The organism is Pseudomonas sp. PSB11 (assembly GCF_014596605.1).
GTDB classification, from domain to species: domain Bacteria; phylum Pseudomonadota; class Gammaproteobacteria; order Pseudomonadales; family Pseudomonadaceae; genus Aquipseudomonas; species Aquipseudomonas umsongensis.
On record NZ_NOIO01000018.1, the window covers coordinates 91,722 to 114,293 of the forward strand.

The window sequence follows — 22,572 nt, forward strand, 5'->3', positions numbered from 1 at the left end:
GGAGCGCACACATGAAAACCATCGATCTTTCCATTGCCAGCGTGCGCGAACTCAATCAGGCGTTGCATGACCAGGTGCACAACGTAGAAGACCGTGAGTGGGTGGTGACCCATGCCAACGGCAAGCACAACCTCGCCGTCGGGGTGAACCAGGCCGTGTCCATCGATATCCAGGGGCACGCCGGTTATTACTGCGCGGGCATGAACCAGCAAGCGAGCATCACCGTGCACGGCAACGCCGGTGTGGGTGTCGCGGAAAACATGATGTCAGGCGTGGTGCGGATCAAGGGCAGCGCGTCCCAGGCCGCCGGCGCCACCGCCCACGGCGGGTTGCTGGTAATCGAAGGCGATGCCGGGGCCCGCTGCGGGATTTCCATGAAAGGCATCGACATCGTGGTCGGCGGCAGCATTGGCCACATGAGCTGCTTCATGGGACAGGCCGGGCGTTTGGTCGTCTGCGGCGATGCCGGTGATGCGCTGGGCGATTCGCTGTATGAAACGCACATTTACGTGAAGGGCAGGGTCGCGTCGCTGGGGTCGGACTGCATCGAGAAAGAGATGCGTGCCGAACACTTGGAAGAACTGCAAGTGCTGCTCAAGCGCGCCGGTTTCGAGCACAAGGCCGCCGACTTCAAGCGCTATGGCTCGGCCCGTCAGTTGTACAACTTCAAAGTCGATAACGCGTCCGCGTACTGATCCACGCGAGGAGAACAGATATGAATGAGAAAACCCCTCCAGTGCTGCGCGAGTCCGCGACTTTCGACCGCCTGACCATCCAGGAAATCCAGCGCGCCGCCGAAACCGGCATCTATGACATTCGCGGCGGTGGTACCAAGCGCAAGGTCCCGCACTTCGATGACTTGCTCCTGCTCGGCGCCAGCGTGTCGCGCTACCCGCTGGAAGGCTATCGGGAAAAGTGCGGCACCGATGTGATCCTCGGCAACCGCTTCGCCAGGAAACCGATCCACCTGAAGATCCCGGTGACCATCGCCGGCATGAGCTTCGGTGCACTGTCGGCCAATGCCAAGGAAGCCCTGGGCCGTGGTGCGACCATCGCTGGTACCAGCACCACCACCGGTGATGGTGGCATGACCCCGGAGGAGCGTGGGCAGTCGCAGCATCTGGTCTACCAGTACCTGCCATCGCGCTACGGCATGAACCCGGATGACCTGCGCAAGGCGGACGCCATCGAAATCGTCCTGGGGCAGGGCGCCAAACCCGGTGGCGGCGGCATGTTGCTGGGCATGAAAGTCACCGAGCGGGTGGCAGGCATGCGCACCTTGCCGATCGGCGTCGACCAGCGCAGCGCCTGCCGTCATCCGGACTGGACCGGCCCGGATGACCTGGCGATCAAGATCGCCGAGATCCGCGAAATCACCGATTGGGAGAAGCCAATCTACGTCAAGATCGGTGCCAGTCGCCCGTACTACGACGTCAAGCTGGCGGTGAAGGCCGGGGCCGACGTGATCGTGCTCGACGGCATGCAGGGCGGTACGGCGGCGACCCAGGAAGTGTTCATCGAACACGTGGGGATTCCGATTTTGCCGGCCATCCCGCAAGCGGTACAGGCTTTGCAAGAGATGGGTATGCATCGCAAGGTTCAACTGATCGTCTCGGGAGGGATTCGCAACGGTGCTGACGTGGCCAAGGCCATGGCGCTGGGCGCGGACGCGGTGGCCATTGGCACGGCGGCCCTGATTGCGCTGGGCGACAACCACCCGCGCCTGGATGAAGAGCTGCACAAGATTGGTTCAGCCGCAGGCTTTTATGACGACTGGCAGAACGGCCGTGACCCGGCAGGGATCACCACCCAGGACCCGGAACTGTCCAAGCGCCTGGACCCGGTGGAAGGCGGTCGCCGCCTGGCCAATTACCTGCGAGTGCTGGTGCTGGAAGCCCAGACCATGGCCCGCGCATGCGGCAAGTCGCACTTGCATAACCTTGATCCGGAGGATCTGGTGGCATTGACGGTGGAATCGGCGGCCATGGCGCGGGTACCGCTGGCGGGAACCCGCTGGATCCCGGGTTCCGGTTTCTGAGGTGGGTTTGGATCGATCCCACGCTCTGCGTGGGATCGATCACATTAGGGGGCCCGCCAAGAGGCTCACGCGCCAACACTTGCTCGCTGCCGACACTTCCCATTTCCATTGCAGGAGCTTTGAACATGGTCAATCGTCTTCTCGGCAAATCCCTTGTTGGCTTATTGGCGAGTGGTGCGCTGGTGCCCTTGGCGCAGGCTGCCGATGCACCAGCATTGAACACCGGCAGCACCGCCTGGATGGTGACCGCCACGGTATTGGTGCTGTTCATGTGCCTGCCCGGTCTCGCCCTGTTCTATGGCGGCCTGGTGCGGGCGAAAAACATGTTGTCGTTGTTCACCCAGTGTTTCGGCATCGCCGGGGTGGTGGGCGTCCTGTGGGTGATCTACGGCTACAGCATGGTGGTCGACACCACGGGCATGGTCGAGGGCGAGGTGTCCTTCAACAGTTTTGTCGGCGGCATGAGCCGGGCTTTCCTGGCCGGCATGACTCCGCAAAGCCTGGTCGGCGAGATTCCGGAAGGGGTGTTCGTGACCTTCCAGATGACCTTTGCCATCATCACCCCGGCGCTGATCGCCGGTGCCTTCGCCGAACGCATGAAATTCTCGGCGGCGTTGCTGTTCATGGCACTGTGGTTCACCCTGGTGTACGCCCCGGTGGCGCACATGGTCTGGGGTGGTGCGGGGGCCTTGATGCATAACTGGGGAGTCCTCGATTTTGCCGGTGGCACCGCGGTGCACATCAATGCCGGCGTCGCCGCGCTGGCCGCCTGCCTGATCCTGGGCAAGCGCAAGGGCTATGAAAATACCCCGATGCCGGCGCACAACCTGAGCCTGACCATGGCCGGTGCAGCGATGCTCTGGGTCGGCTGGTTTGGCTTCAATATCGGTTCCGGTGGCGGCCTCAGTGGCACGTCCGGCATCGTCATGCTCAACACCCAGCTGGGAGCGTGCGCCGGGATTCTTGGCTGGATGTTCACCGAGTGGTTCAAGGTCGGCAAGCCGAGTGCACTGGGCCTGGCCAGTGGTGCCCTGGCCGGTCTGGTGGGGATTACGCCGGCGTGTGCCTATGTGGGCGTGGGCGGTGCCCTGGCCATCGGTTTGTTATGCGGGGTGTTCTGCTACTTGAGCGTCACCGTGCTCAAGCGCCGCTTCGGTTACGACGACAGCCTCGACGTGTTCGGCCTTCACGGCATCGGCGGGATGATTGGCGCAGTGTTGACCGGTGTGTTTTGCGTGCCGTCGCTGGGCGGGCTGGTGGAAGGGGTGAGCATGGGCGGGCAGGTGCTGGCGCAGATCAAGGGTGTAGCGCTGACAACGGTGTATTGCTTCGTCGTCAGCTGGATCATTCTTAAAGTGGTGAATGTCGTGGTTGGGCTGCGAGCCGATGAGTCGGTGGAGGAGTTGGGCCTGGATCTGGGCGAGCACAATGAGCGCGCCTACAACCACTGATCGACAGTGATCTACCTGTAGGAGCGAGCCCGCTCGCGATGGTCTAAAGAACGCCGTGTTCAGCCAGTAAGCACGCGTTATCGTTAACGACCATCGCGAGCATGCTCGCTCCTACAGCAGTGGACGCAGAACCGGTTCGAGTTGTCGAGTCCGGACCCCACGCTGCAACTGGCTGGCAACCAGGGTGTTCTTCAGCAGATAAGCAATGGTCATCGGCCCGACGCCACCGGGCACCGGCGTGATTGCGCTGGCGACAGTGCGTGCACTGGCGTAGTCGACATCGCCGACCAGTCGAGTGCCCGATGCGGTGGTGATGCGATTAATCCCCACATCAATCACCACCGCCCCGGGCTTGAGCCAGCTGGCGTCAATCATCTGTGGGCGTCCCACCGCGACCACCACGATGTCCGCCATCCGGCACAATGTCGGCGCGTCGACGCTGCGCGAGTGCACCACGCTGACCGAGCAATCGGCCTGCAACAACAGCGTCGCCATGGGTTTGCCGACAATGTTCGAACGGCCGATGACGACTGCATGCAGGCCACTCAAGTCACCGCAGGTTTCCTGCAGCAGCCGCATGCAGCCGCTGGGTGTGCAGGGCGTCAGTACTTCGATCCCTTGAACCAGTCCACCGACGTTTTCCCGATGAAAACCATCCACGTCCTTGATCGGGTCAATGGCATGAATCACCGCCGCTTCATCGATGTGGGCCGGCAGGGGTAATTGCACCAGGATGCCGTTCACCGTGACGTCGGCGTTCAACTGCGCGATCAGTTGCAGCACGTCGTTCTGGCTGGCGTTTTCCGGCAGGCGGTATTCCAGCGAGCGGATGCCGACTTCCTTGGCCCGCAGCAGCTTGTTGCGCACATACACCTCGCTGGCCGGGTCTTCACCGACAAGCAGTACAGCCAGGGCGGGGAAGATCTGTTGGCGGGCCAGGACCTGAACCTCTTCTCGAACCTCGTCGAGAACCTTGGCAGAGATTGCTTTGCCGTCGATATCGCGGGCCAGTGCGGGGTTGGTGCTGGTCAAGGTAGGTCACCGTTGTCTGGATTGAGTGAAGGTGTAGCGGTCTTCAAGGCGTCCTCGCGCCCCGCTGATTGATCAGGGACGCGCAGGCAAGAATGCTCAGGCTACCAGTTGATGGCAGCCATACACCACCCGTACTCCGCAGGATTCAGTGTGCTTAATCAACGACTGGGGCCAGGGCACGACGCCGGGCATGGCACCCGGCGTCGTGGTCTTCAGGGAGGGATCAGGACAGTTCGCCGACTCGCTCGGCCCGCTTGCCGAGTTTCATCAGCCAGTAATAACTCAAGGCCGGCACCAGCAAGCCCACCAGCCAGGCCAGGTCGACACCATCGAGGGCCGTGGCGACCGGACCGACGTAAAGCGTGGTATTCATGAACGGAATCTCCAAGGCAATCGCCAGGACGAAACTGCCGCAGGCGATCCAGTTGACCCGTCCATAAATCCCGTTGAGGTCGAAGATGTCATCGATCCGGTATTCACCCTTGCGCAGGCAATAGAAGTCCACCAGATTGATCGCCGTCCAGGGAATCAGGAAGTAGCTCATGAAGAAAATGAAGTTGAGGAAGAAGGTGATGAAGTCGTCCTGACTGATGGTGCACAGTCCGGTCGCTACGACGCTGATCACCAGCATGAACAGGCCGCGTACCCGTGGCGTCACCTTCAAGCGCGCGAAGGGTTCGATCACCGTGATGGTCGACATGAACGCCCCGTACAGGTTGAACACGTTGATCGACACCTGGCCATAGACGATGAAGGCGAAGAGCAGGATCGCGCCGCTGCCAAACAGCCCCGCAACATGGCCCCCGACATTACTGGAGAAGTCGCCGATCCCGACGCTCAGGATCGCCCCGAGAATCATCATCCAGGCACCGCCGCTGACCGTGCCGGCGTAGCTGTACCAGAACACCTGTGCGGCGCTCGCGCGGCTTGGCAGGTAGCGAGAATAGTCGGCGACGTAGGGCGCGTAGGACAGCTGCCAGGTCACGGCAATGCTCACCGCCACCAGGAACTTCGACAGCGAGAAGCCCGTCGGCAGCCATTGTTCGGCCGGGATCGTCAGTTGCAAGGCGAGCAACGTGGCCGCGGCGAACACCAGCAGCGAGAGGATCGACAGCAGCTTCTGCAAGCGGTGAATCAATCGATAGCCATACAGCGCAACCACGAAACACAAGGCGCCGATCAGGTAGATGTTGCCGCTTGCCGGCAACGGGCTGACCGACTCCAGCGCCTGCGCCGCGAGCAGTGTGTTGCTGACGAAGAACCCCAGATAGATCAGCATCACGAACAGCAGCGGCAGCACCGCCCCGAGTACACCGAACTGCGCACGGCTCTGGATCATCTGCGGGATGCCCAGCTTGGGCCCCTGGGCGGAATGGGAGGCCATGAAAATCGCCCCCAGCAGCGAGCCGACGACAATTGCCAGGGCGCTCCAGAACAGGTTGAGCCCCATCACCACCGGCAGCACCCCGGAGGCGATGGTGGTTATGTTCATGTTGGCGCCGAACCAGATGAAGAACAGCGACCCTGGCCGGCCATGGCGTTCGGCTTCGGGAATGAAATCGATGCTTCTTTTTTCGACTTGCATGGCGATTACTCCTGAGTCCGCACGAGGTGGGTTTGCAGCCGGGCGATGGTGCCTGGCAGTTCATGGGGCTGGTGCGCGAACAGGTCCGGGTGCTCGGGATTGAGGCTCAAGTAGTCGAGGTTTTGCAGGGCGCGCCGGCATTCACTGCTGGTGAGGATTTCCAGGGAGTAGACCCAGTTGGCCATGATCAACAGGGCCGAGTAGTGCCCGGCCAGGGTGGTCGTGGTGCAGGCGTCGCTGACCAGGCGAGTGTGATAACCCAGGGCGAACGCATCGAACACCGTGGTCAGCACGCAGACATCGGTGAGCACGCCGCTGATGATCAGGGTGTCGACGTCCAGCGCCTTGAGCCGGGCATCCAGATCGGTACGGTGGAAGGCGCTGTAGCGGCCTTTGTCGATAATGGCCTCATCAGGCCGCGGTGCCAGGCGTTCGATGATCTCTACCTGGCGGGTGCCGGCGCGGTAGCCGCTCGGACCACCATCGCACGCACGGGGCTCGCCGCGTGGCAGGTCGTTGCCATCGGCTTGATTGATGTGGCGGGTGTAGAGGATCGGGACCTTCTGCTGGCGAGCGGTATCGAGAAGGTCGGCCGTGTTGGCCACCACCTTGTCGAAGTGTTCGAGGACGAAACCGTCCTCCTGTTGCATGTCGATGATCAACAGAGCGTTGTTATTGTTCATGGGGCAAACCTGATCATGAGCCGAAGCACAATGCACGGTGCATACCGCGCAATGAAGCGGTATGGCGTGCGTGACGTTCTATTTGGGCAGGCTCAGTAAACGGGTTGCCAGAAGCCGTTCTGCTTGGCGGAAACACTGGCGGGCAGGCGCTTCAAATGGATATGCGAAGCGGTCCATTCGCCGCGCAGGTAAGCCTGCGCGGCGCCGGAGGGAAGGGGGAGTGACCGGAGATGACCATTATTGAGCATGGAAATCGAACCTGGACATCATTCAACAAACCTTGTGAGAGCGAGCCTGCTCGCGAAGAGGGTTTCACATCCAACATCAATGTCGACTGTCAGATCGCTTCGCGAGCAGGCTCGCTCCCACAGAGGGGTGGGCTCAGCGGAACGCTGGCACTACGTGCTTGATAAACAGCTCCAGGGATTTCTTCTTCTCGGCATGCGGCAGGCTGTTGTCGCACCAGAAGCTGAACTCGTCGACGCCAAGCTCCTGGTAGTACTTGATGCGCGGGATGATTTCTTCCGGGGTGCCGATCATCGCGGTCTTGTGCAAGCTCTCCAGTTCGAACTCTGGACGGCCGGCGAATTTCTCTTCCGGACTCGGTGCCAGGAAGCCGTTGACCGGGGTTTCCTTGTTGCCGAACCAGGCATCGAAAGTGCGGTAGAACTTGGCGATCGCCTTGGCCCCGACCTTCCAGCCTTCGGGATTGTCGACCGAATGCACGTGGGTATGACGCAACACCATCAATTGTGGGCGCGGCACGTCCGGGTTGTTGTCCAGGGCGGTCTGGAATTTGTTCTTCAGGTCGAGGACTTCTTCGTCGCCTTTCATCAGCGGCGTGACCATCACGTTGCAGCCGTTGGCGACGGCGAAGTTGTGCGAGTCCGGGTCACGGGCGGCGATCCACATCGGCGGGTTCGGCTTCTGGATCGGCTTGGGCACGCTGGTGGAGGTCGGGAATTTCCAGATGTCGCCGTCATGGGCGTAGTCGCCTTGCCACAGGGCTCGAACCACCGGGACCATCTCGCGCAATGCCTGGCCACCAGAGGAGGCTGGCATGCCGCCGGCCATGCGGTCGAATTCAACCTGGTAAGCGCCACGGGCCAGGCCCACTTCCATGCGACCGTTGCTGATGACATCGAGCAGTGCGCATTCGCCGGCGACCCGGATGGGGTGCCAGAACGGCGCGATGATGGTGCCGGCGCCAAGATGAATGGTGGTGGTCTTGCCAGCCAGGTACGCCAGCAGTGGCATCGGGCTTGGCGAAATGGTGTATTCCATGGCGTGGTGTTCACCGATCCATACGGTGCTGAAACCACCGGCTTCGGCCATCAGCGTCAGTTCGGTCAGGTCTTCGAACAACTGGCGATGGCTGACGCTTTCGTCCCAACGTTCCATGTGTACGAACAGGGAAAATTTCATGACGCTACCTCGAATCTCTTGTGGTCGACCCGTCGACTGCGGGGCTGTTGATTATTGGTATACCATAATACGGCCATGCTGCAAAATCTATCAGATCAAAAGATCGCAGCCTTCGGCAGCTCCTACAAAAGCTCACATACTCCCTGTAGGAGCGGCCGAAGGCTGCGATCTTTTGCTGTGTCAGGCCAGAACGGGCAGGGCGCCCATCTTGCCGTGGCAATACACCAGTGGCCCCGCATTGTGTTGGGGCACGATCAGGTTCTTCACCGCGCCGACCATGATCGCGTGGTCGCCCCCTTCATACTCGCGCCACAGTTCGCATTCGATAACCGCCGTGGCGTTGGCCAGGATCGGGTTGCCGAGCTCACTCAACGTCCACTCGATGCCTTGCGCCTTGTCCTTGCCCTTGCGTGCGAAGGCATAGGCTTCACTCTGCTGGCCGCCGGACAGCACATGAATGGCGAAGCGTTTGTTCCTGATCAGGACCGGGTACGAGTCTGAGCTGTAGTTAGGGCAGAACAGCACCAGGGCCGGGTCCATCGACAGCGAGCTGAAGGCGCTGGCGGTCAGGCCGACGATCTGCCCGTCGTCGTCAAGGGTGGTGATCACGCAGACGCCGGACGGGAACGAGCCCATGACTTGTTTGTAGATGGCGGCATCGATCATTGGACTGTCCTCGGGAGTGGAACGTGGTTTTTATGAGTTTGTAGGTCTGATGGTATACCGTAATACATCGTTTGCAAGGGCTTTTTTGGTCGTCCGATAAACGTATGCCTGTGGTATTGAAGTCAGTGTTTGCGGGGCTTTCAGCCAGGCAACCGGTGCAGATCTGCCGGAGAATACCGGATCAGATGGGCGCTTAAAGACCGAATCAGTCTTGTGCAAATGTTGGAATACCATAATATGGTGCGCATCTGAGGGGCGGCCAGAGAGTCCCCCCGGTTTGGCTTCATACAAAGATAAGAACAGACAAACTCGAGTTCATGCATATGTCCCAGATGTCCCGGCAAGACCCGTTGATCGAAAATCACACGGTCGATTACGTTCCACTCGCAGAGCGCCATGGGAAGGCCCGCGATCTCTTCACCCTGTGGTTCAGCACCAACATCGCGCCGCTGCCCATCGTCACCGGTGCCATGGTGGTCCAGGTGTTCCATCTCGACCTGTTTTGGGGGCTGCTGGCGATTGCCCTCGGGCACATGGTGGGCGGGCTGGTGATTGCCCTGGCCTCGGCGCAGGGGCCGCGCATGGGTATTCCACAAATGGTCCAGAGCCGTGGCCAGTTCGGCCGCTATGGCGCGTTGCTGATCGTGTTCTTCGCCGCACTGATCTACGTCGGCTTCTTCATCTCCAACATCGTCCTGGCGGGCAAGTCGATTGTCGGCATCGCGCCCTCGGTACCGGTGCCGGCGAGCATCCTGATCGGAGCGCTCAGCGCCACGGCGATCGGCGTGATCGGTTACCGCTTCATCCATTCGCTCAACCGCATCGGCACTTGGGTCATGGGCAGCGCCTTGCTCGCCGGGTTCCTCTACATCTTTGCCCATGACCTGCCGGCGGACTTTTTCACCCGGGGTGGTTTTAACCTGTCCGGCTGGCTGGCCACCGTGTCCCTGGGGATCATCTGGCAGATAAGCTTTTCGCCCTACGTGTCTGACTATTCGCGTTACCTGCCGGCGGATATCGGCATTGCCAAGCCGTTCTGGGCCACCTACCTGGGGGCAACCCTGGGCACGATCCTGTCCTTCACCTTCGGTGCGGTGGCTGTGTTGGCGACGCCGGAAGGTACTGAAGCGATGGCCGCGGTGAAGCAATCCACCGGCTGGCTGGGACCGATCCTGATGGTACTGTTCCTGCTCAATATCATCAGCCACAACGCCTTGAATCTGTATGGCGCGGTGCTGTCGATCATCACCTCGATCCAGACGTTCGCCAGTCAGTGGACGCCGAGCATCAAGGTGCGCGTGGTCTTGTCGAGCGGGGTGCTGGCGGGTTGCTGTGTGGTGGCATTGGGCGCTTCGGCGGATTTCATCTCGCAGTTCATCGGGCTGATCCTGGCATTGCTGCTGGTGCTGGTGCCATGGGCTTCGATCAACCTGATCGACTTCTATGTGATCAAGCGTGGGCGGTATGACATTGCCTCGATTTTCCGTGCGGATGGCGGGATGTATGGGCGCTTCAATCTGCATGCGATCGTGGCGTATTTCATCGGGATCATTGTGCAGTTGCCGTTTGCCAACACGTCGTTGTATGTGGGGCCTTATGCCAATCTGGTCGAGGGTGCCGATTTGTCCTGGCTGGTGGGGTTGGTGGTGACGTGTCCGCTCTACTACTGCCTGGCTACGCGTGGACGGACCCAGGAGGGCAGGGCTTCTGAGTTGAGTTATACCGACTGAATTTTGAGCCCTGGTGTTTGTCTTTGATGCCCGGCTTTTGCCGGGCATTTTTGTTTGGGTGATTGGGGAACATACTTGGGGTCCATACCTCACTGGGGTAAGAGTCTTGTAGGAGCCAGGCTTGCCGGCGAAGGCGGCCTTGCAGCCAACCTGTTCCCTGCAGATGTACACCTACCCTCTGTGGGAGCGAGCCTGCTCGCGAAGGCGGCTTTACAGCCAACCAATCGCTCGCGAATGTACTCGATCCACTGTGGGAGCTGGCTTGCCAGTGAAGGCGCCTCCCAGCCTACCCGGACTCTGTTGACTAAATATGCCCGTCTTCAATGCCAGGGATACTTCCTCTCCCACTCCCAGGCATGCGCCACGATCTGTTCCAACCTGGCGTATTGCGGTCGCCAAGCCAGCAGTGTGTTAGCCCTGGACGCATCCGCCACCAACCGTGGCGGGTCGCCAGCGCGGCGTGAGGCTTCGCTGATGTAGATGTCCCGGCCGGTTACGCGGCGCGCGGTGTCGATCACTTGTTGCACCGAGAAGCCCTGGCCATTGCCCAGGTTGAACGCCGTGCTGCTACCCCCCGCCAATAAATAGTCCACGGCCAGGGCGTGCGCGGCAACCAGGTCACAAACGTGGACGTAGTCGCGGATACAGGTGCCGTCCGGCGTGTCGTAGTCAAAGCCATAGACAGTGATGGTTTTGCGCCGTCCGGAAGCGGCCTGCAGGATCAGCGGCAGCAGGTGGGTTTCCGGTTCATGGCGTTCCCCCAGTTGCCCGTCAGGGTCCGCGCCGGCGGCGTTGAAGTAGCGCAGGCAGACCGATTTGAGCCCATAGGCGCGGTCGAAATCTTCCAGCATCTGCTCCACCATCCACTTGGTGCGACCATAGGGGTTGATCGCAGCCTTGGGGTGCGCCTCATCGATGGGCACGTATTGCGGGTCGCCATAAACGGCGGCGGTCGAGGAGAAAATGAAGCGTTTGACCCCGGCGCGAACCATGGCCTTGAGCAGTGTCAGGGTGGCCGCCAGGTTGTTCTGGTAATACTTGGCCGGTTCGGTGACGGATTCGCCCACCTGTATGAAAGAGGCGAAGTGGAACACGGCATCGAAGTGGTGGCTGGCGAACAAGGCATCCAGCGCCTGGGCGTCGGCGATGTCGAGCTCGACCAGTGTTCCGCCCAGCAACGCGCTGCGATAGCCCGTGGAAAAGTTGTCCGCCACCACCAGTTCGTGCCCCGCGCCAAGCAACTGCTTGACCATGTGTGAACCGATGTAGCCTGCGCCGCCAATCACCAGGAATTTCATGCCGCTCTCCTTGATATCGATGCGGTGTCAGCGCAAGGCGGCTGACCCGTCCTTTAAAAGGTCTTTGCCGTCACTTCAGAGGTTCACTCGCTTGCGATGCTTTTTTCAGGAATAACCAATTGGACGCCTGCAGGCCGTCAAATTTGATGGTGTAGCGGCCATCCAGGTAGGTGGCAGGCAGTTTCCCCAGTTGCCCAAGGGGGCCGCCCTGGGTGAACAGCGTCAAGCCCGGTGGGGCCTGGATGGACAGCGTGCCCTCCAGAGGCTCGACATGGAAAGGCGTCTCGTCGTTGTCCTTGGGGATAGCCCGGCTGCCCAGGGAAATCAGCAGGTCTGCGGACTTGCCGACGGGCACGCCGTCCAGGCTTTGCACCACGACGCTGGCGTAGGCAGTCTTGAGTTGCACCTGGATATTGCCCAGCTGGATCGACTTGCCGCCGATCCAGCCGGTGGCCGCCTGGGTGCGAGGCGTATCGATGGTGTAGAGGCCTTGTTTCCAGTTGCGCTTGAGTTCACCGGTGTCCGTGGTGGATTCGCTGGCCGTGGCGTCCAATAGAGACTGTGCCGGGTCGTGGAACACTTGTGCATTCCTGGCGATGATGCCCGGTTGCAACCAGGGCAGTTGCGGTGTCTGTGGCATGGCGATTTGCAGCTTGCCTTTCTCCATGGCGGTGCGCAGCAGGGCCGAGCTGTCGGGTGTAATACGTTGGTTGAACAGGGTCTCTGGCGTCGGCGCGAAGACATAGGTGGTCTTGGCTTCGTGAACGTCGCCGCGGCGATAAAGCAGGGCAGCGGCGGGCAGGGTGGCCAGCATGGCCGGATCGTTGTAGGCGTGCCAGTTGCCGGCTGATTGCGATTGCTCGGTGAGTTTTTCCTGGCTGTAGGCATATTGCATCAGCGCATCCCAGCCCTGATGGCTGGCCGTGCCGGCCATGTACAGAGGTAGCGAGTGGCGGTCGGCTATCGGGAAGGGTTCGTTGTTCCATTCGGTGACGGTCAGGGGTTTGCCGACGACTTGGCCGGCACCAATCCAGTCCACCAGGCTGGCGCTGGTCAGCGGGTTTTTCTCAAGGGTCCCCGGGCCACCGTAGATATGCACGTCGACTACATCCCCGGCAGTCAGGGCGGGCAGGGCGCTCAGACCATTGCCGCCCCAACTGCTGGTCGTGGCAATCGGCACTTTCACGCCGGTCTCGCGCAACGACTCGATCATGTCTACGTTGAAGCGCCGTTCCAGGTCGTTGAGGAACAGCTTGGCCGGGCCAGGCTCCCAGGATCGCCAGGTCTGGTCTTCAGGCAGGTCGTGCTGTTTGGCGAAGGCCTTGGCAGCCTTCATGTACAGCTCGTTGTGCTTGGGCACGGACTTGTCGGGCAACAGGGCGTTGCCAAAGTGTTGGGTGATGTCGTTTTCGTTGGTGATCAGAACGGCGGCAACCGCCGGGTCGTCCTTGTAGGCCAGGCCCGTGAAGCTGTTCACGTGGCTCAGATAATCCTTGGCAAAGCGTTTCATGGCCCGCTGGATCGTCTCGTTTACGTAGGCGTAGCCCTTGAGGTCGGCGATGCCATACTCGTTCTTCGGCAATTCATCGAAGGCAAAGATGTTGTCGTTCGCCCAGAGGGCGCGTTGAACGTGCATGTCGAGCCATACATAGATGCCCTCATCCTTGAGGCACTTGATCCACAAGTCGAGCTTCTTCAGGGATTCTTCGCTCAGGCGCTGGGTATCATGCACTTTCCTGCCGTCACCGAAGATGTTGGGGAGGACCCACCACGAATCATGGTGGTGCAGTCGCACCAGATTGAAACCCAGGGCGGAGAGACGCTTGGCCTGCAGCTTGATCGCATCGTCGGGTGTTTGAAATAACGTATAGGCCGACAGGTTGGTGCCCCAGAAGCGTGCCGGAGTGTTGTCGGCAAACAGCAGTTGCTCGCCGACAGCCTTGACGAATCCACGCTTGCCTGCAGGTTTTTCCGGGGCATTGAGAAAGGACAGGTCGACCGGTGCGGTTTTCCAGTCCAGTCGGTCGCTCGGCCAGCTTTTCGGGTCCGTTACGCCAAAGCGTTCTGCGGCGGTCGGCCCCAGCGCCACGTCGCCAGCCACGCTGAACGTGGCCGTGAAGTGTTCTCGACCGGGCTGGATCCGGTCCTTGTAAAGGAAAGCGCGTATCTGGGAACGATCACCCGGTTCAAAATACACCCTCGCCAGCGCGGGTTCGAAGCGCATCTCGATGCGCCGCCCCTGGGCATTGCCCCAGGTCCAGCCGCGGTTGCCAGGCAGCAACACCGGCTCACCCATTGCTTCGGCAAGGGCCGGGTCGAAGTTGAAGACGATACCCCCGCCCATCACGTTCGTCTTGAGGCTGCGGGCATCCAGCACAAGGTTGATGCTCAACGTCTGCTCGTCTTGCTTGCGAATCTGCCCGGTCGCATCGAAATCGAGTTTCTGGCTCTTGCCCTCCATGGCGTAGACAAAGGGCGAGATCACCTTGAGCGAGGGGGTGAAATCCGCCCAGTCCCAGTTGCCACCCCAAAAGACGAATTGAGAGGCCATGGCAGGGCTGCCACCACGCGTGACCTGGGGCAGGCCGCTGCGTTCATCCACGCTGGCGACCCACTCCGCCGCCCGGGTACTCAATGGCCAAATGACAACAAACAGGAGAAAGAATGACAGCAGAGGCATGCGGTAAAAAAAACACGTCATGAGCGTTACCAAGTCTGTAGGAGGGTACTCTTGCTGCTTGCTGTCTCTGCGCGCTTGAGCCTGCGGGCCATCTGAGCATAGGACACGCCCAGCCCGGCCACCGACCAATACACCACGGGGATGACTGTAATGCTGCTGACGGTGATGATGGTCACCAGTATTCCCGCCAGTGTCGCCAGCAAGGCGCGTCCGAGCCTTCGTGACTCATCGTCCTGCTTGGGAAAGGAACGCATCGCCTTGCGAATGCCAAGCGCAATCGTGGCGAAAAAGCCCACGAACAGCGTCAGCCCGATAACGCCCATTTGCAGGGCGACGGCGATATAGGTGTTGACGATGTCGATGATGCCCTGGCCCTGGATCATTGACTGCATTTCGGGGGTGCTGCGGTAATCGAAGGAACCCAGCCACAAATTGCGCTGGATCACGATCAGCGAGTTATCGATCAAGCGCTGGCGGTAGGTGATGTTCTCGGCTTCCACCGAGCCGATGAAGGGCAGCAGGTCAATGATTTTTTGTCCGCCGGGCACGATGGCCAGCAGCGGCAGGGCGAGCACGGCGGCGAACCCGAGGAGCATCAGGCGCCTGACCGCATATCGGCCGGTGCCGATGAACATGACGATCATGACGGCGGCACCGATCCACGGGCCGCGCGACAGGGGCGCAAACAATCCGCCGGCGAGCAGCAGGGCGCCAAGGCGTCGCTGCATTTTGCTGTGAACGCCCTCCTGCAGGAACAGATAGAAACCGATGGCCACGGCGATCACATAACCCAGCGCAATAGCCTGGCCAGTGGTCACGCTGGCGCGCAGCGAGCCGCCACGGCTCAGATAAGTGGAAATTTCCCATTGCACGCCCATGGCATCCGTCAGCGCGTTATACAGCAGCCATCGGCGGGTAAATTCGAAAAGACCGATTATCGACAGCAGCATGGCGGCAAGTAGAAAGGCCAACAGCGCATCCTTGAAGTCGCTGACATTCTTCAGCGCCCGGCTGGCAACGTAGTAAGGCAAAAAAACATCGACGAACAGATTGAGCGATTGACGCAATGTATCCGTGGGCGTGGTCTGGCGTAGCGAAAGCGCAGCGGTCAGGAGGAGAAAGGCAAGCAGCAGCTTGTCCGGCCAGATACGCCCGAAGGGCAACGTATCCGGCTTCCCGCGCAAGGCCAGAAAAGCCGGGAGTAGCACACACAGTGACAATAGGCGTACATGGTTCAGGTCAAACAGATAGTTGACCAGGCCGAAGCCGGGGACCTGCGCATTGGCGGGTGGAATGAGAAACAACAGCATGAAGAACAACGCCAGGGGATTGCGCTCCCGCTGTCGCGTGGCTATCAGAATGATTGCGGCAACGCCGGCGTATACCCAGAAGCTGTAGGAAAAAAAGGCCACCAGCGTCAATCCAAACCAAAGGTTGCGCCGACGGGTGAAATCACTCATGGGGATCAAATCTGCCGCCGGTCGCCGTGCAAAAGCGAAGACGATACCGGCAAGGACCAGGATGACGACTAACGCGCGAAAGTGCTCAGGCATGGGCTACCGATTTATTTGATGAGAGAGCGATGGCTAATGGCTAGTGGTTTGCCTAATAGCGACTATAGTACCTTTCGAGTCGTTCAATACGGGGATTGATGTTATGCCTTCAGTTAACATATCGCCAACGTTCAGCCTTCGTCGTCGAGCGATATCTGCTGGGGCATGGAACCTGGGGGCACTGGTCACTTCGCAAGCGATACGCCTGGGCGGCAACCTGGTGATGACCCGCCTGCTGATGCCGGAAATGTTCGGTATCATCGCCATCGCCACCACCGTCTTGTTCGTTCTGCACCTGCTCTCCGATGTGGGGTTGCGCCAGAACATCTTGCAGAGTCCCCGTGGAGACGACCCGCACTTCCTCAATACCCTCTGGACCGTGCAGATCGTGCGCGGCTTCATACTGTTCGCCTTTACGCTGTTGCTGGCAGCCGCTGCCTGGTATTCGCAAGTCATCGATTTCTGGTCGCACAACTCCACCTACGCTGCGCCCGAGCTGCCGATGGTGTTGGCCTGGACCGGTGTTACCGCGATCATCTATGGGTTCCAGTCGACCAAAGTCGACCTGGCCGTTCGCGCCTTCCAGCAAAAGAAAGTGGTGATCGCCGAGTTCGTCTCCCAGGTCGTCGGCCTGCTGGTGATGCTGGTCATCGGTTACTTCACCCATTCCATCTGGTCGCTGGTGGCGGCCGGCCTGGTCACGGCCCTGGTCAGCACGTTGCTTGGGCATTTCTGGTTCGAAGGGCCCTCCAACAGCCTGCGCTGGGAACGCGCCGCACTCCACGAGCTGATGGTCTTCGGTCGCTGGATCCTGTTGTCTTCGGCCGTGGGCGTACTGTCCATGCAGGGTGACCGGATCATTTTCGGCGGCAGCATGACAGTCTTCGAAATGGGTGTGTATTCGATTGCCGTACTGATTCTTGGCGCTTTGCAGACCGGCGTGTTGAAAGTGGTCGGGGCCGTGGCCCTGCCAGCCTTCGGCGAAGCCGCCAGAACCAATGACTTTGAGCGCCTGCGCAGGTTGTATTACCGCTTCAAGATGATGGTCGACGTTGCGTTGCTGTTTCTTTGCGGGTTCCTCTGGGTCACCAGTCCGCTCATCATCAAAGTGTTGTACGACGACCGTTACGCCCAGGCTGGCCACATGATGGCCGTGCTCTCGACGTCGTTTTTCGTGATGCGCTACATCGTGGCCAATCAAATCTGGATCGCCCTGGGACTTACCAAGTACCAGGCCATCGACAACATCATCCGTGTGGTGTCGTTATGGGTGCTGGTCCCGCTGTTACTGGCTTTCGGTGGGGTCGATTGGGCGATCTGGGGCGTCGCGCTGCATACGTTGCCGACCTTGGTGTTGGTTGTGTATGTCAATCGTCGCGTGGGTATTCTTGATATCAAGCGCGAGCTGATTGTGTTGCCTATGCTGGTGGTAGGGGCGTTGTGCGGGGAGCTGGTGCTGGTCGTTTTCAAGTGGCTGTTCGATTTAAGCGCCTGACCGGTTTTTCTTGACGTTGAAGCACCCTTTGAATCTCGGATGCAAATCTCGATCCAGTGGAGTCGTGAGTGATGAGTGAACGCGTGTTGAATACCTCTGTCATCAGTCGCAGAGGACTCATTCGGGCATTTGCCCTGTTAAGCCTGGGGGGGCTGGCGATGAAATTTACCGGGGGTGGGGTTCGGCCTACTGCAGGGAAATCGGAGTTTGTCGTGATCAACGGGTGGGTATTACCTGCCGCGCATTTCCGGTAACTGCACATATGATCAAGGACTACCAAACGCAGAAAGACCTGCGCGATCACTATGATTTCTGCATCGTTGGTGCAGGCCCGGCCGGCATTACGCTGGCCTTGCGTTTGGCTGGCAATGGCTGGCGTGTAGTGCTTCTGGAGGGCGGGGGGCGCGAATATGCCGCGTATTCGCAAAACCTCTACAAGTGTCCCTCCACGGGGCTGGATGTCTTCGCTGAAGAAACCCGGCTGCGCTATCTGGGTGGCACCTCCAATCATTGGGCCGGTCGTTGCCGCCCCTTCGAGCCTTCCGACTTTACCCTGTCCCCACCGGTAAACTTGCCCGGTTGGCCCATCGCGTTTTCCGAGATGGAACGCAATCTGCCCGCGGCCATGGCCATTCTGGACTTGCCGCTGGACTCGGGATTCAAGACCGTCAACGCGGCCTTCAACAGCGACGAATTCGAAGCCGACCGTTTCCTGCTCAGTCCGCCGACCCGATTTGCACAAAAGTATGCCAAGGAACTCGAGGAGACCGAGGGCCTGGACGTCTTCATCAACTGCAATTGCGTCGACCTGGATTTCGACAGCAACACCGGCCGCATCACCGCGGTCGTAGTGTCCGATTACGAGCGCAAGCAAGAGCGTGTCTCGGCCAAGCAATTCATCCTGGCCACCGGTGCAATCGAGAACGCCAGGCAGTTGCTCAACAGCAAGTCATTGGTCGCTGCCGGCGTTATCACCGAGGATGGCCTGGTCGGTCGATGCTTCATGGAACACCTGAACATCGCCCTCGGTACCTTCATCCTCAACGAAGGTGAAAGCCGGGAGGCCAGGCAGTTCTATACCAAGGATGCGTTTGTGATCGAACATCATTCCGGTAAAGGCAATGTCACCGCGTCCTTGGTGTCGGCGGTGGAAACCTATGGACGCATGGCGGCAGTCAAGGGTTTTTTCGAGAACCTGGCGTGCAAGGCAGGCATTGCGCACAAGATCGAGTTCATTACCAAGTTCAACTGTCCCGGTGACGGGGAGCTCGGCACGATGATCGAGCAGTTTCCCAACCGCAAGAGTCGCGTCTCGTTGACGCAAGAACACGACGAACTGGGGATGAGAACGGCCAACGTCCATTGGGAGCTCGCCCCTGAAGACAGGGAGACCATAAAAAGCATCGGCCTGGAGGTGGCAAAGTGTTTTGCCGAAGAAGGGCTTGGCTATGTCAAGTTGGAGGAAGCGGTGTATGACGTTTCCCTGCCGCTCAAAGTCGTGCCGCATGCCCATCACATGGGCACTACGCGGATGGCCAGCTCCCCTGAATTCGGGGTGGTCGATGAGAACAGCAAAGTGTTCGGCACCCATAACCTGTACGTCGCTGGCAGCAGTGTGTTTGCAACGGCCGGCGCGAGCAATCCAACCATGCCGCTGTTGCAGCTGACGCTGCGGTTGGCGGATTACCTCAACCATCAAATGGGCCCTGCGGCAGGCAGGTATTCTTGAGTGAAACAGCCTTAGGGAGAGCAAGCAACTAGGGGTGCCACAAAAACAACAACCATGGTGCATCTGGTCTTGGTACCGATGTCAACGCTGAAATTTGTGAGGCTGACAGGATGATTGGGCTAGCAAAGCGTGCAATACGTTACTACGTCAATAAAACGGGTCGGGGGAAGGGTTTATTCAAGAGATTTTGCCACCCCACCGGCTATGAATGGGCGGACTACCTGGCGCGCTGGGGGGGCATACATTCGGTCGGCAAAGGCGTATGGATCAATCCCGGTGCCAACATCCCCGACCCTTCGCTGCTGCGCATCGGCAACAACGTTGGCTTGTCCGACTGCACGATATTCGGGCACGACGGGCTCATTGGCGTATTCGAGCTCAGCGCCGGTAAAACGCTCGACTCCGTCGGTGCGGTCGATATATTCGACAACTGTTTTATCGGTTATCAGTCCATCATCATGCCAGGCCGCAAAATCGGTCCGAACTCAATCGTCGCCGCCGGTGCCGTGGTCACCCGGGATGTTCCGCCCGGTGTCGTGGTGGGGGGGAACCCGGCGAAGGTGCTCTGCACCGTTGAAGACCTGATCAAGAAAATCGAAGAACGTTGCGAAGCCTATCCGTGGATGGAACTCATCCGCCAGCGCGGCACTCACTTCGACCCGGACTACGAGCCCAAGCTCAAGGCCATGAGGGCGCAGTATTTCTTTGGCGAGAAAGCCAATGAGTAGCGCGCCGCTGGATGTGCTCGTCGTCAACTACAACACGGCGGGTCTGTTGCAGCCCATGTTCAATGCGCTGCGCCAGTCCAAGAGTACCGACCACGCACGCTACCTGGTGGTGGACAACGCTTCGGCGGACAACTCGCTCGATTGCCTGGGCGATATTTGTCCCGAGGCCGTATTGCTGGCCAATAAAGACAATGTCGGCTTTGGCCGGGCCAATAATCAGCTGGTTGAACACCTGCAGGGCAAGTACGCGTTGCTGCTCAATACCGACGCGTTTGTGTCCGACGACACCTTGGCCAAGACCCTGGAGTACATGGAGACTCATCCCGATTGTGGGATCCTCGGTGTACGCCTGGTCGGTCGGGACGGCGAGATGCAACCGTCCTGCCGTTATTTTCCGACGCCGCTGAATGTCTTCCTCGTGACGGCCGGGCTTGAGCGCTTTTTCCCTTGGGTGAAACTGGTCGACGACCTGGACTGGGATCATGCCTCGGTGCGCGAGTGTGACTGGGTACCCGGCTGCTATTACCTGATCCGCCGTGAAGTGATCGACAAGGTCGGCTTGTTCGATCCGCGCTATTTCCTCTACTACGAGGAAGTCGATCACTGCCGGCGCGTCAAGGAGGCGGGCTGGAAGGTGGTCTACTACCCCCATACGTCGGTGGTGCATATCGGGGGCGAAAGTGCCAAGTCGGTCGACAAACTGAACATGGACGGCCGACAGCTGCAGACCCTGCAAATCGAAAGCGAGCTGTTGTACTTCCGCAAGCATCACGGTTTGCCGGGGTTGGCCTTGCACATGCTGCTGGTATGCCTGTGTGACCTGATCCTGGGGCTCAAGGCTTTGTTGAAAGGTCGCGGTCGGGCCGCCATCAAGGCTTGTTGGCAACACACACGTGTGACCTGGGCACTGTTGCGTAAAACCAAACTCGGTAGCCAACCCACACGGTAGGTCAGTCCATGTTCGAAAACATACGTGCGGACTTGCGAGCATACGAGGGTGATTGGGGCGCCCAGGGTTTCTGGGTGATGCTGGTGTATCGCTTCGGGCGCTGGCGCTACGGCGTGCGCCCGGCGTTGCTGCGAAAATTGCTGTCCTTTATCTACAAAGTGCTGTTCAAGCTGGTGCAGATCGTAACGGGCATCGAGCTGCCGTGTGAGGTGGTGGTCGGGCGCAACTTCGTCATCGATCATTTCGGCGGCATCGTGATCAGTGGTTATGCGCAGTTCGGCGATGACTGCCGGATCCGCAACGGCGTAGTCGTCGGGCTCAAGAACGTGAAGGAGCCGATCGCCCCGGTGATGGGCAACAACGTCGACATCGGTACCGGCGCCAAGGTGCTGGGCAATATCCGCATCGGCAACAATGTGGTGATCGGCGCCAATGCCGTGGTGTTGACCGATGTGCCTGACAACTCGGTGGCAGTCGGCGTGCCCGCGACCATCAAGCAGCGCAAGCTCGCCGATGCCGAGCAATGCTCATGAACGCGGTGACGACGGGGGTTGGGGTCGTTGTCATCGGTCGCAATGAGGGCCAGCGACTCGAGCGCTGCCTGGCTTCGCTGGTCGGTGCGGCGCAGCAGATCGTCTATGTCGACTCGGGCTCCACCGACGGTTCGGTACAGATGGCGCAAAGGCTTGGTGTCGAGGTGGTTGAACTGGACATGAGCATTGCCTTCACGGCCGCACGTGCACGCAATGAAGGTTTCGCCCGGCTGCAACGGCTGTTGCCATCGATGCGTCATGTGCAGTTCGTCGACGGTGATTGCGAGGTGGTCGCCAGTTGGCTACCCCATGCACAGGCCTTTCTTGAGGCCCGGCCTGAGGTGGCGGTGGTTTGCGGGCGGCGCCGGGAACGTTTTCCGCAGCGTTCCATTTATAACCTGATGTGCGACCTCGAATGGGATACGCCAACTGGCGCGACCAGCGCCTGTGGTGGCGATGCACTGATGCGCGCGGACGCCTTCGCTACTGCGGGCGGGTATCGCCCGGACCTGATTGCCGGGGAAGAACCGGAGCTCTGCGTGCGACTGCGAGCCAAGGGCTGGAAGGTCTGGCGCTTGCCTGCGGAAATGACTTTGCACGATGCGAGCATGACCCGCTTCGGCCAATGGTGGCGGCGCACCTTGCGTGGCGGCTATGCCTTCGCCGAGGGCGCGTTTCTACATGGCGGCGCACCGGAGCGCCATTGGCGCCGTGAGTCGCGACGGGCCTGGTTCTGGGGCTTGGGCGTACCGCTGGCAACGGTCATTGCCACGCTGCTGCTGGGCTGGCCCGGGTTGCTGCTGCTGTTGATCTATCCGCTGCAGGTCGCGCGCCTGGCCCGGCGGGGCGCTGGCCCTGCGCGGCAAAACTGGTTACTGGCGTTCTTCCTCGTGCTGGGCAAATTTCCCGAGATGTTCGGGCAGGTCAAGTTTCTTTTGAACAGGTTCGGTGCCGGCAAATCCGCATTGATCGAATACAAGTGAGACTTCGATGGACT

The 22,572-nt window shown here is 60.0% G+C and carries 19 protein-coding genes; 10 read left to right on the plus strand and 9 right to left on the minus strand.

The genetic code is table 11. From position 1 onward, the window contains the following. Window positions 1-11: 11 nt before the first annotated feature. The 3 genes from CGA21_RS20100 to CGA21_RS20110 all read left to right on the plus strand — a co-directional run bounded on the left by CGA21_RS20100 (window position 12) and on the right by CGA21_RS20110 (window position 3,489). The gene (locus CGA21_RS20100) at window positions 12-695 is read left to right on the plus strand and encodes a protein glxC (RefSeq protein WP_188264874.1); all 684 of its coding nucleotides are present in this window, start codon (window positions 12-14) and stop codon (window positions 693-695) included. 20 nt (window positions 696-715) lie between these two features. Beyond that, a complete protein-coding gene (locus CGA21_RS20105; RefSeq protein ID WP_110750716.1) occupies window positions 716-2,038 on the plus strand; it encodes an FMN-binding glutamate synthase family protein in 1,323 nt (440 codons plus the stop codon). A gap of 125 nt (window positions 2,039-2,163) precedes the next feature. Continuing rightward, window positions 2,164-3,489 carry an ammonium transporter gene (locus CGA21_RS20110; protein WP_188264875.1) on the plus strand — a complete coding sequence of 442 codons (1,326 nt, stop codon included), beginning with the start codon at window positions 2,164-2,166 and terminating at the stop codon, window positions 3,487-3,489. Window positions 3,490-3,600: 111 nt separating this feature from the next. Here the strand turns inward: CGA21_RS20110 and folD are convergent, their stop codons facing one another. The 6 genes from folD to CGA21_RS20140 form a co-directional block, all read right to left on the minus strand. After that, window positions 3,601-4,521, minus strand: a complete 921-nt coding sequence (gene folD, locus CGA21_RS20115) for a bifunctional methylenetetrahydrofolate dehydrogenase/methenyltetrahydrofolate cyclohydrolase FolD (protein WP_110750713.1) — start codon at window positions 4,519-4,521, stop codon at window positions 3,601-3,603. A 223-nt stretch (window positions 4,522-4,744) separates the two neighbouring features. Continuing rightward, complete coding sequence (locus CGA21_RS20120) at window positions 4,745-6,106, minus strand: purine-cytosine permease family protein (protein ID WP_188264876.1); 1,362 nt, start codon at window positions 6,104-6,106, stop codon at window positions 4,745-4,747. 5 nt (window positions 6,107-6,111) lie between these two features. Beyond that, window positions 6,112-6,789 (minus strand): isochorismatase family cysteine hydrolase, encoded by a 678-nt coding sequence (locus tag CGA21_RS20125; RefSeq protein WP_188264877.1) that lies wholly within the window; start codon window positions 6,787-6,789, stop codon window positions 6,112-6,114. A gap of 92 nt (window positions 6,790-6,881) precedes the next feature. Then, window positions 6,882-7,037 carry a hypothetical protein gene (locus CGA21_RS20130; protein ID WP_020801141.1) on the minus strand — a complete coding sequence of 52 codons (156 nt, stop codon included), beginning with the start codon at window positions 7,035-7,037 and terminating at the stop codon, window positions 6,882-6,884. Window positions 7,038-7,170: 133 nt separating this feature from the next. Next, window positions 7,171-8,214: an LLM class flavin-dependent oxidoreductase gene (locus tag CGA21_RS20135; RefSeq protein ID WP_020801142.1), complete on the minus strand. Its 1,044-nt coding sequence runs from the start codon at window positions 8,212-8,214 to the stop codon at window positions 7,171-7,173. Window positions 8,215-8,394: 180 nt separating this feature from the next. After that, window positions 8,395-8,880, minus strand: coding sequence for a flavin reductase family protein (locus CGA21_RS20140; protein ID WP_110750707.1), 486 nt, complete (start codon window positions 8,878-8,880; stop codon window positions 8,395-8,397). A gap of 323 nt (window positions 8,881-9,203) precedes the next feature. On the opposite strand from CGA21_RS20140, the gene CGA21_RS20145 reads away from it, so the two are divergent. After that, the gene (locus CGA21_RS20145) at window positions 9,204-10,610 is read left to right on the plus strand and encodes a purine-cytosine permease family protein (protein WP_188264878.1); all 1,407 of its coding nucleotides are present in this window, start codon (window positions 9,204-9,206) and stop codon (window positions 10,608-10,610) included. Between the two features lie 320 nt (window positions 10,611-10,930). Here CGA21_RS20145 and galE read toward each other — a convergent pair whose 3' ends face one another. From galE to CGA21_RS20160, 3 genes are all read right to left on the minus strand, one after another. Further along, a complete protein-coding gene (gene galE / locus CGA21_RS20150) occupies window positions 10,931-11,908 on the minus strand; it encodes a UDP-glucose 4-epimerase GalE (protein ID WP_188264879.1) in 978 nt (325 codons plus the stop codon). Window positions 11,909-11,978: 70 nt separating this feature from the next. Further along, complete coding sequence (locus CGA21_RS20155; protein WP_188264880.1) at window positions 11,979-14,609, minus strand: cellulase family glycosylhydrolase; 2,631 nt, start codon at window positions 14,607-14,609, stop codon at window positions 11,979-11,981. Window positions 14,610-14,614: 5 nt separating this feature from the next. Further along, entirely contained in the window at window positions 14,615-16,141 is a 1,527-nt protein-coding gene (locus CGA21_RS20160) for an O-antigen ligase family protein (protein WP_188264881.1), read from the minus strand. A gap of 103 nt (window positions 16,142-16,244) precedes the next feature. Between CGA21_RS20160 and CGA21_RS20165 the strand changes: the two genes are divergently transcribed. The 6 genes from CGA21_RS20165 (at window position 16,245) to CGA21_RS20190 (ending at window position 22,558) form a co-directional block, all read left to right on the plus strand. After that, window positions 16,245-17,636, plus strand: coding sequence for an oligosaccharide flippase family protein (locus CGA21_RS20165; protein ID WP_188264882.1), 1,392 nt, complete (start codon window positions 16,245-16,247; stop codon window positions 17,634-17,636). A gap of 262 nt (window positions 17,637-17,898) precedes the next feature. Next, window positions 17,899-19,365: an FAD-dependent oxidoreductase gene (locus tag CGA21_RS20170; protein ID WP_188264883.1), complete on the plus strand. Its 1,467-nt coding sequence runs from the start codon at window positions 17,899-17,901 to the stop codon at window positions 19,363-19,365. Between the two features lie 110 nt (window positions 19,366-19,475). Next, window positions 19,476-20,093 (plus strand): acyltransferase, encoded by a 618-nt coding sequence (locus CGA21_RS20175; protein WP_110750692.1) that lies wholly within the window; start codon window positions 19,476-19,478, stop codon window positions 20,091-20,093. Continuing rightward, window positions 20,086-21,042 (plus strand): glycosyltransferase family 2 protein, encoded by a 957-nt coding sequence (locus CGA21_RS20180; protein ID WP_110750690.1) that lies wholly within the window; start codon window positions 20,086-20,088, stop codon window positions 21,040-21,042. Before CGA21_RS20175 ends, CGA21_RS20180 begins: the two co-directional genes overlap by 8 nt. Before the next feature lie 8 nt (window positions 21,043-21,050). Next, on the plus strand, window positions 21,051-21,575 hold the full coding sequence (locus CGA21_RS20185) for a serine O-acetyltransferase (RefSeq protein ID WP_110750689.1): 525 nt from the start codon (window positions 21,051-21,053) through the stop codon (window positions 21,573-21,575). Window positions 21,576-21,580: 5 nt separating this feature from the next. Continuing rightward, complete coding sequence (locus CGA21_RS20190) at window positions 21,581-22,558, plus strand: glycosyltransferase family 2 protein (RefSeq protein ID WP_110750868.1); 978 nt, start codon at window positions 21,581-21,583, stop codon at window positions 22,556-22,558. The last annotated feature ends 14 nt before the right edge of the window (window positions 22,559-22,572 follow it).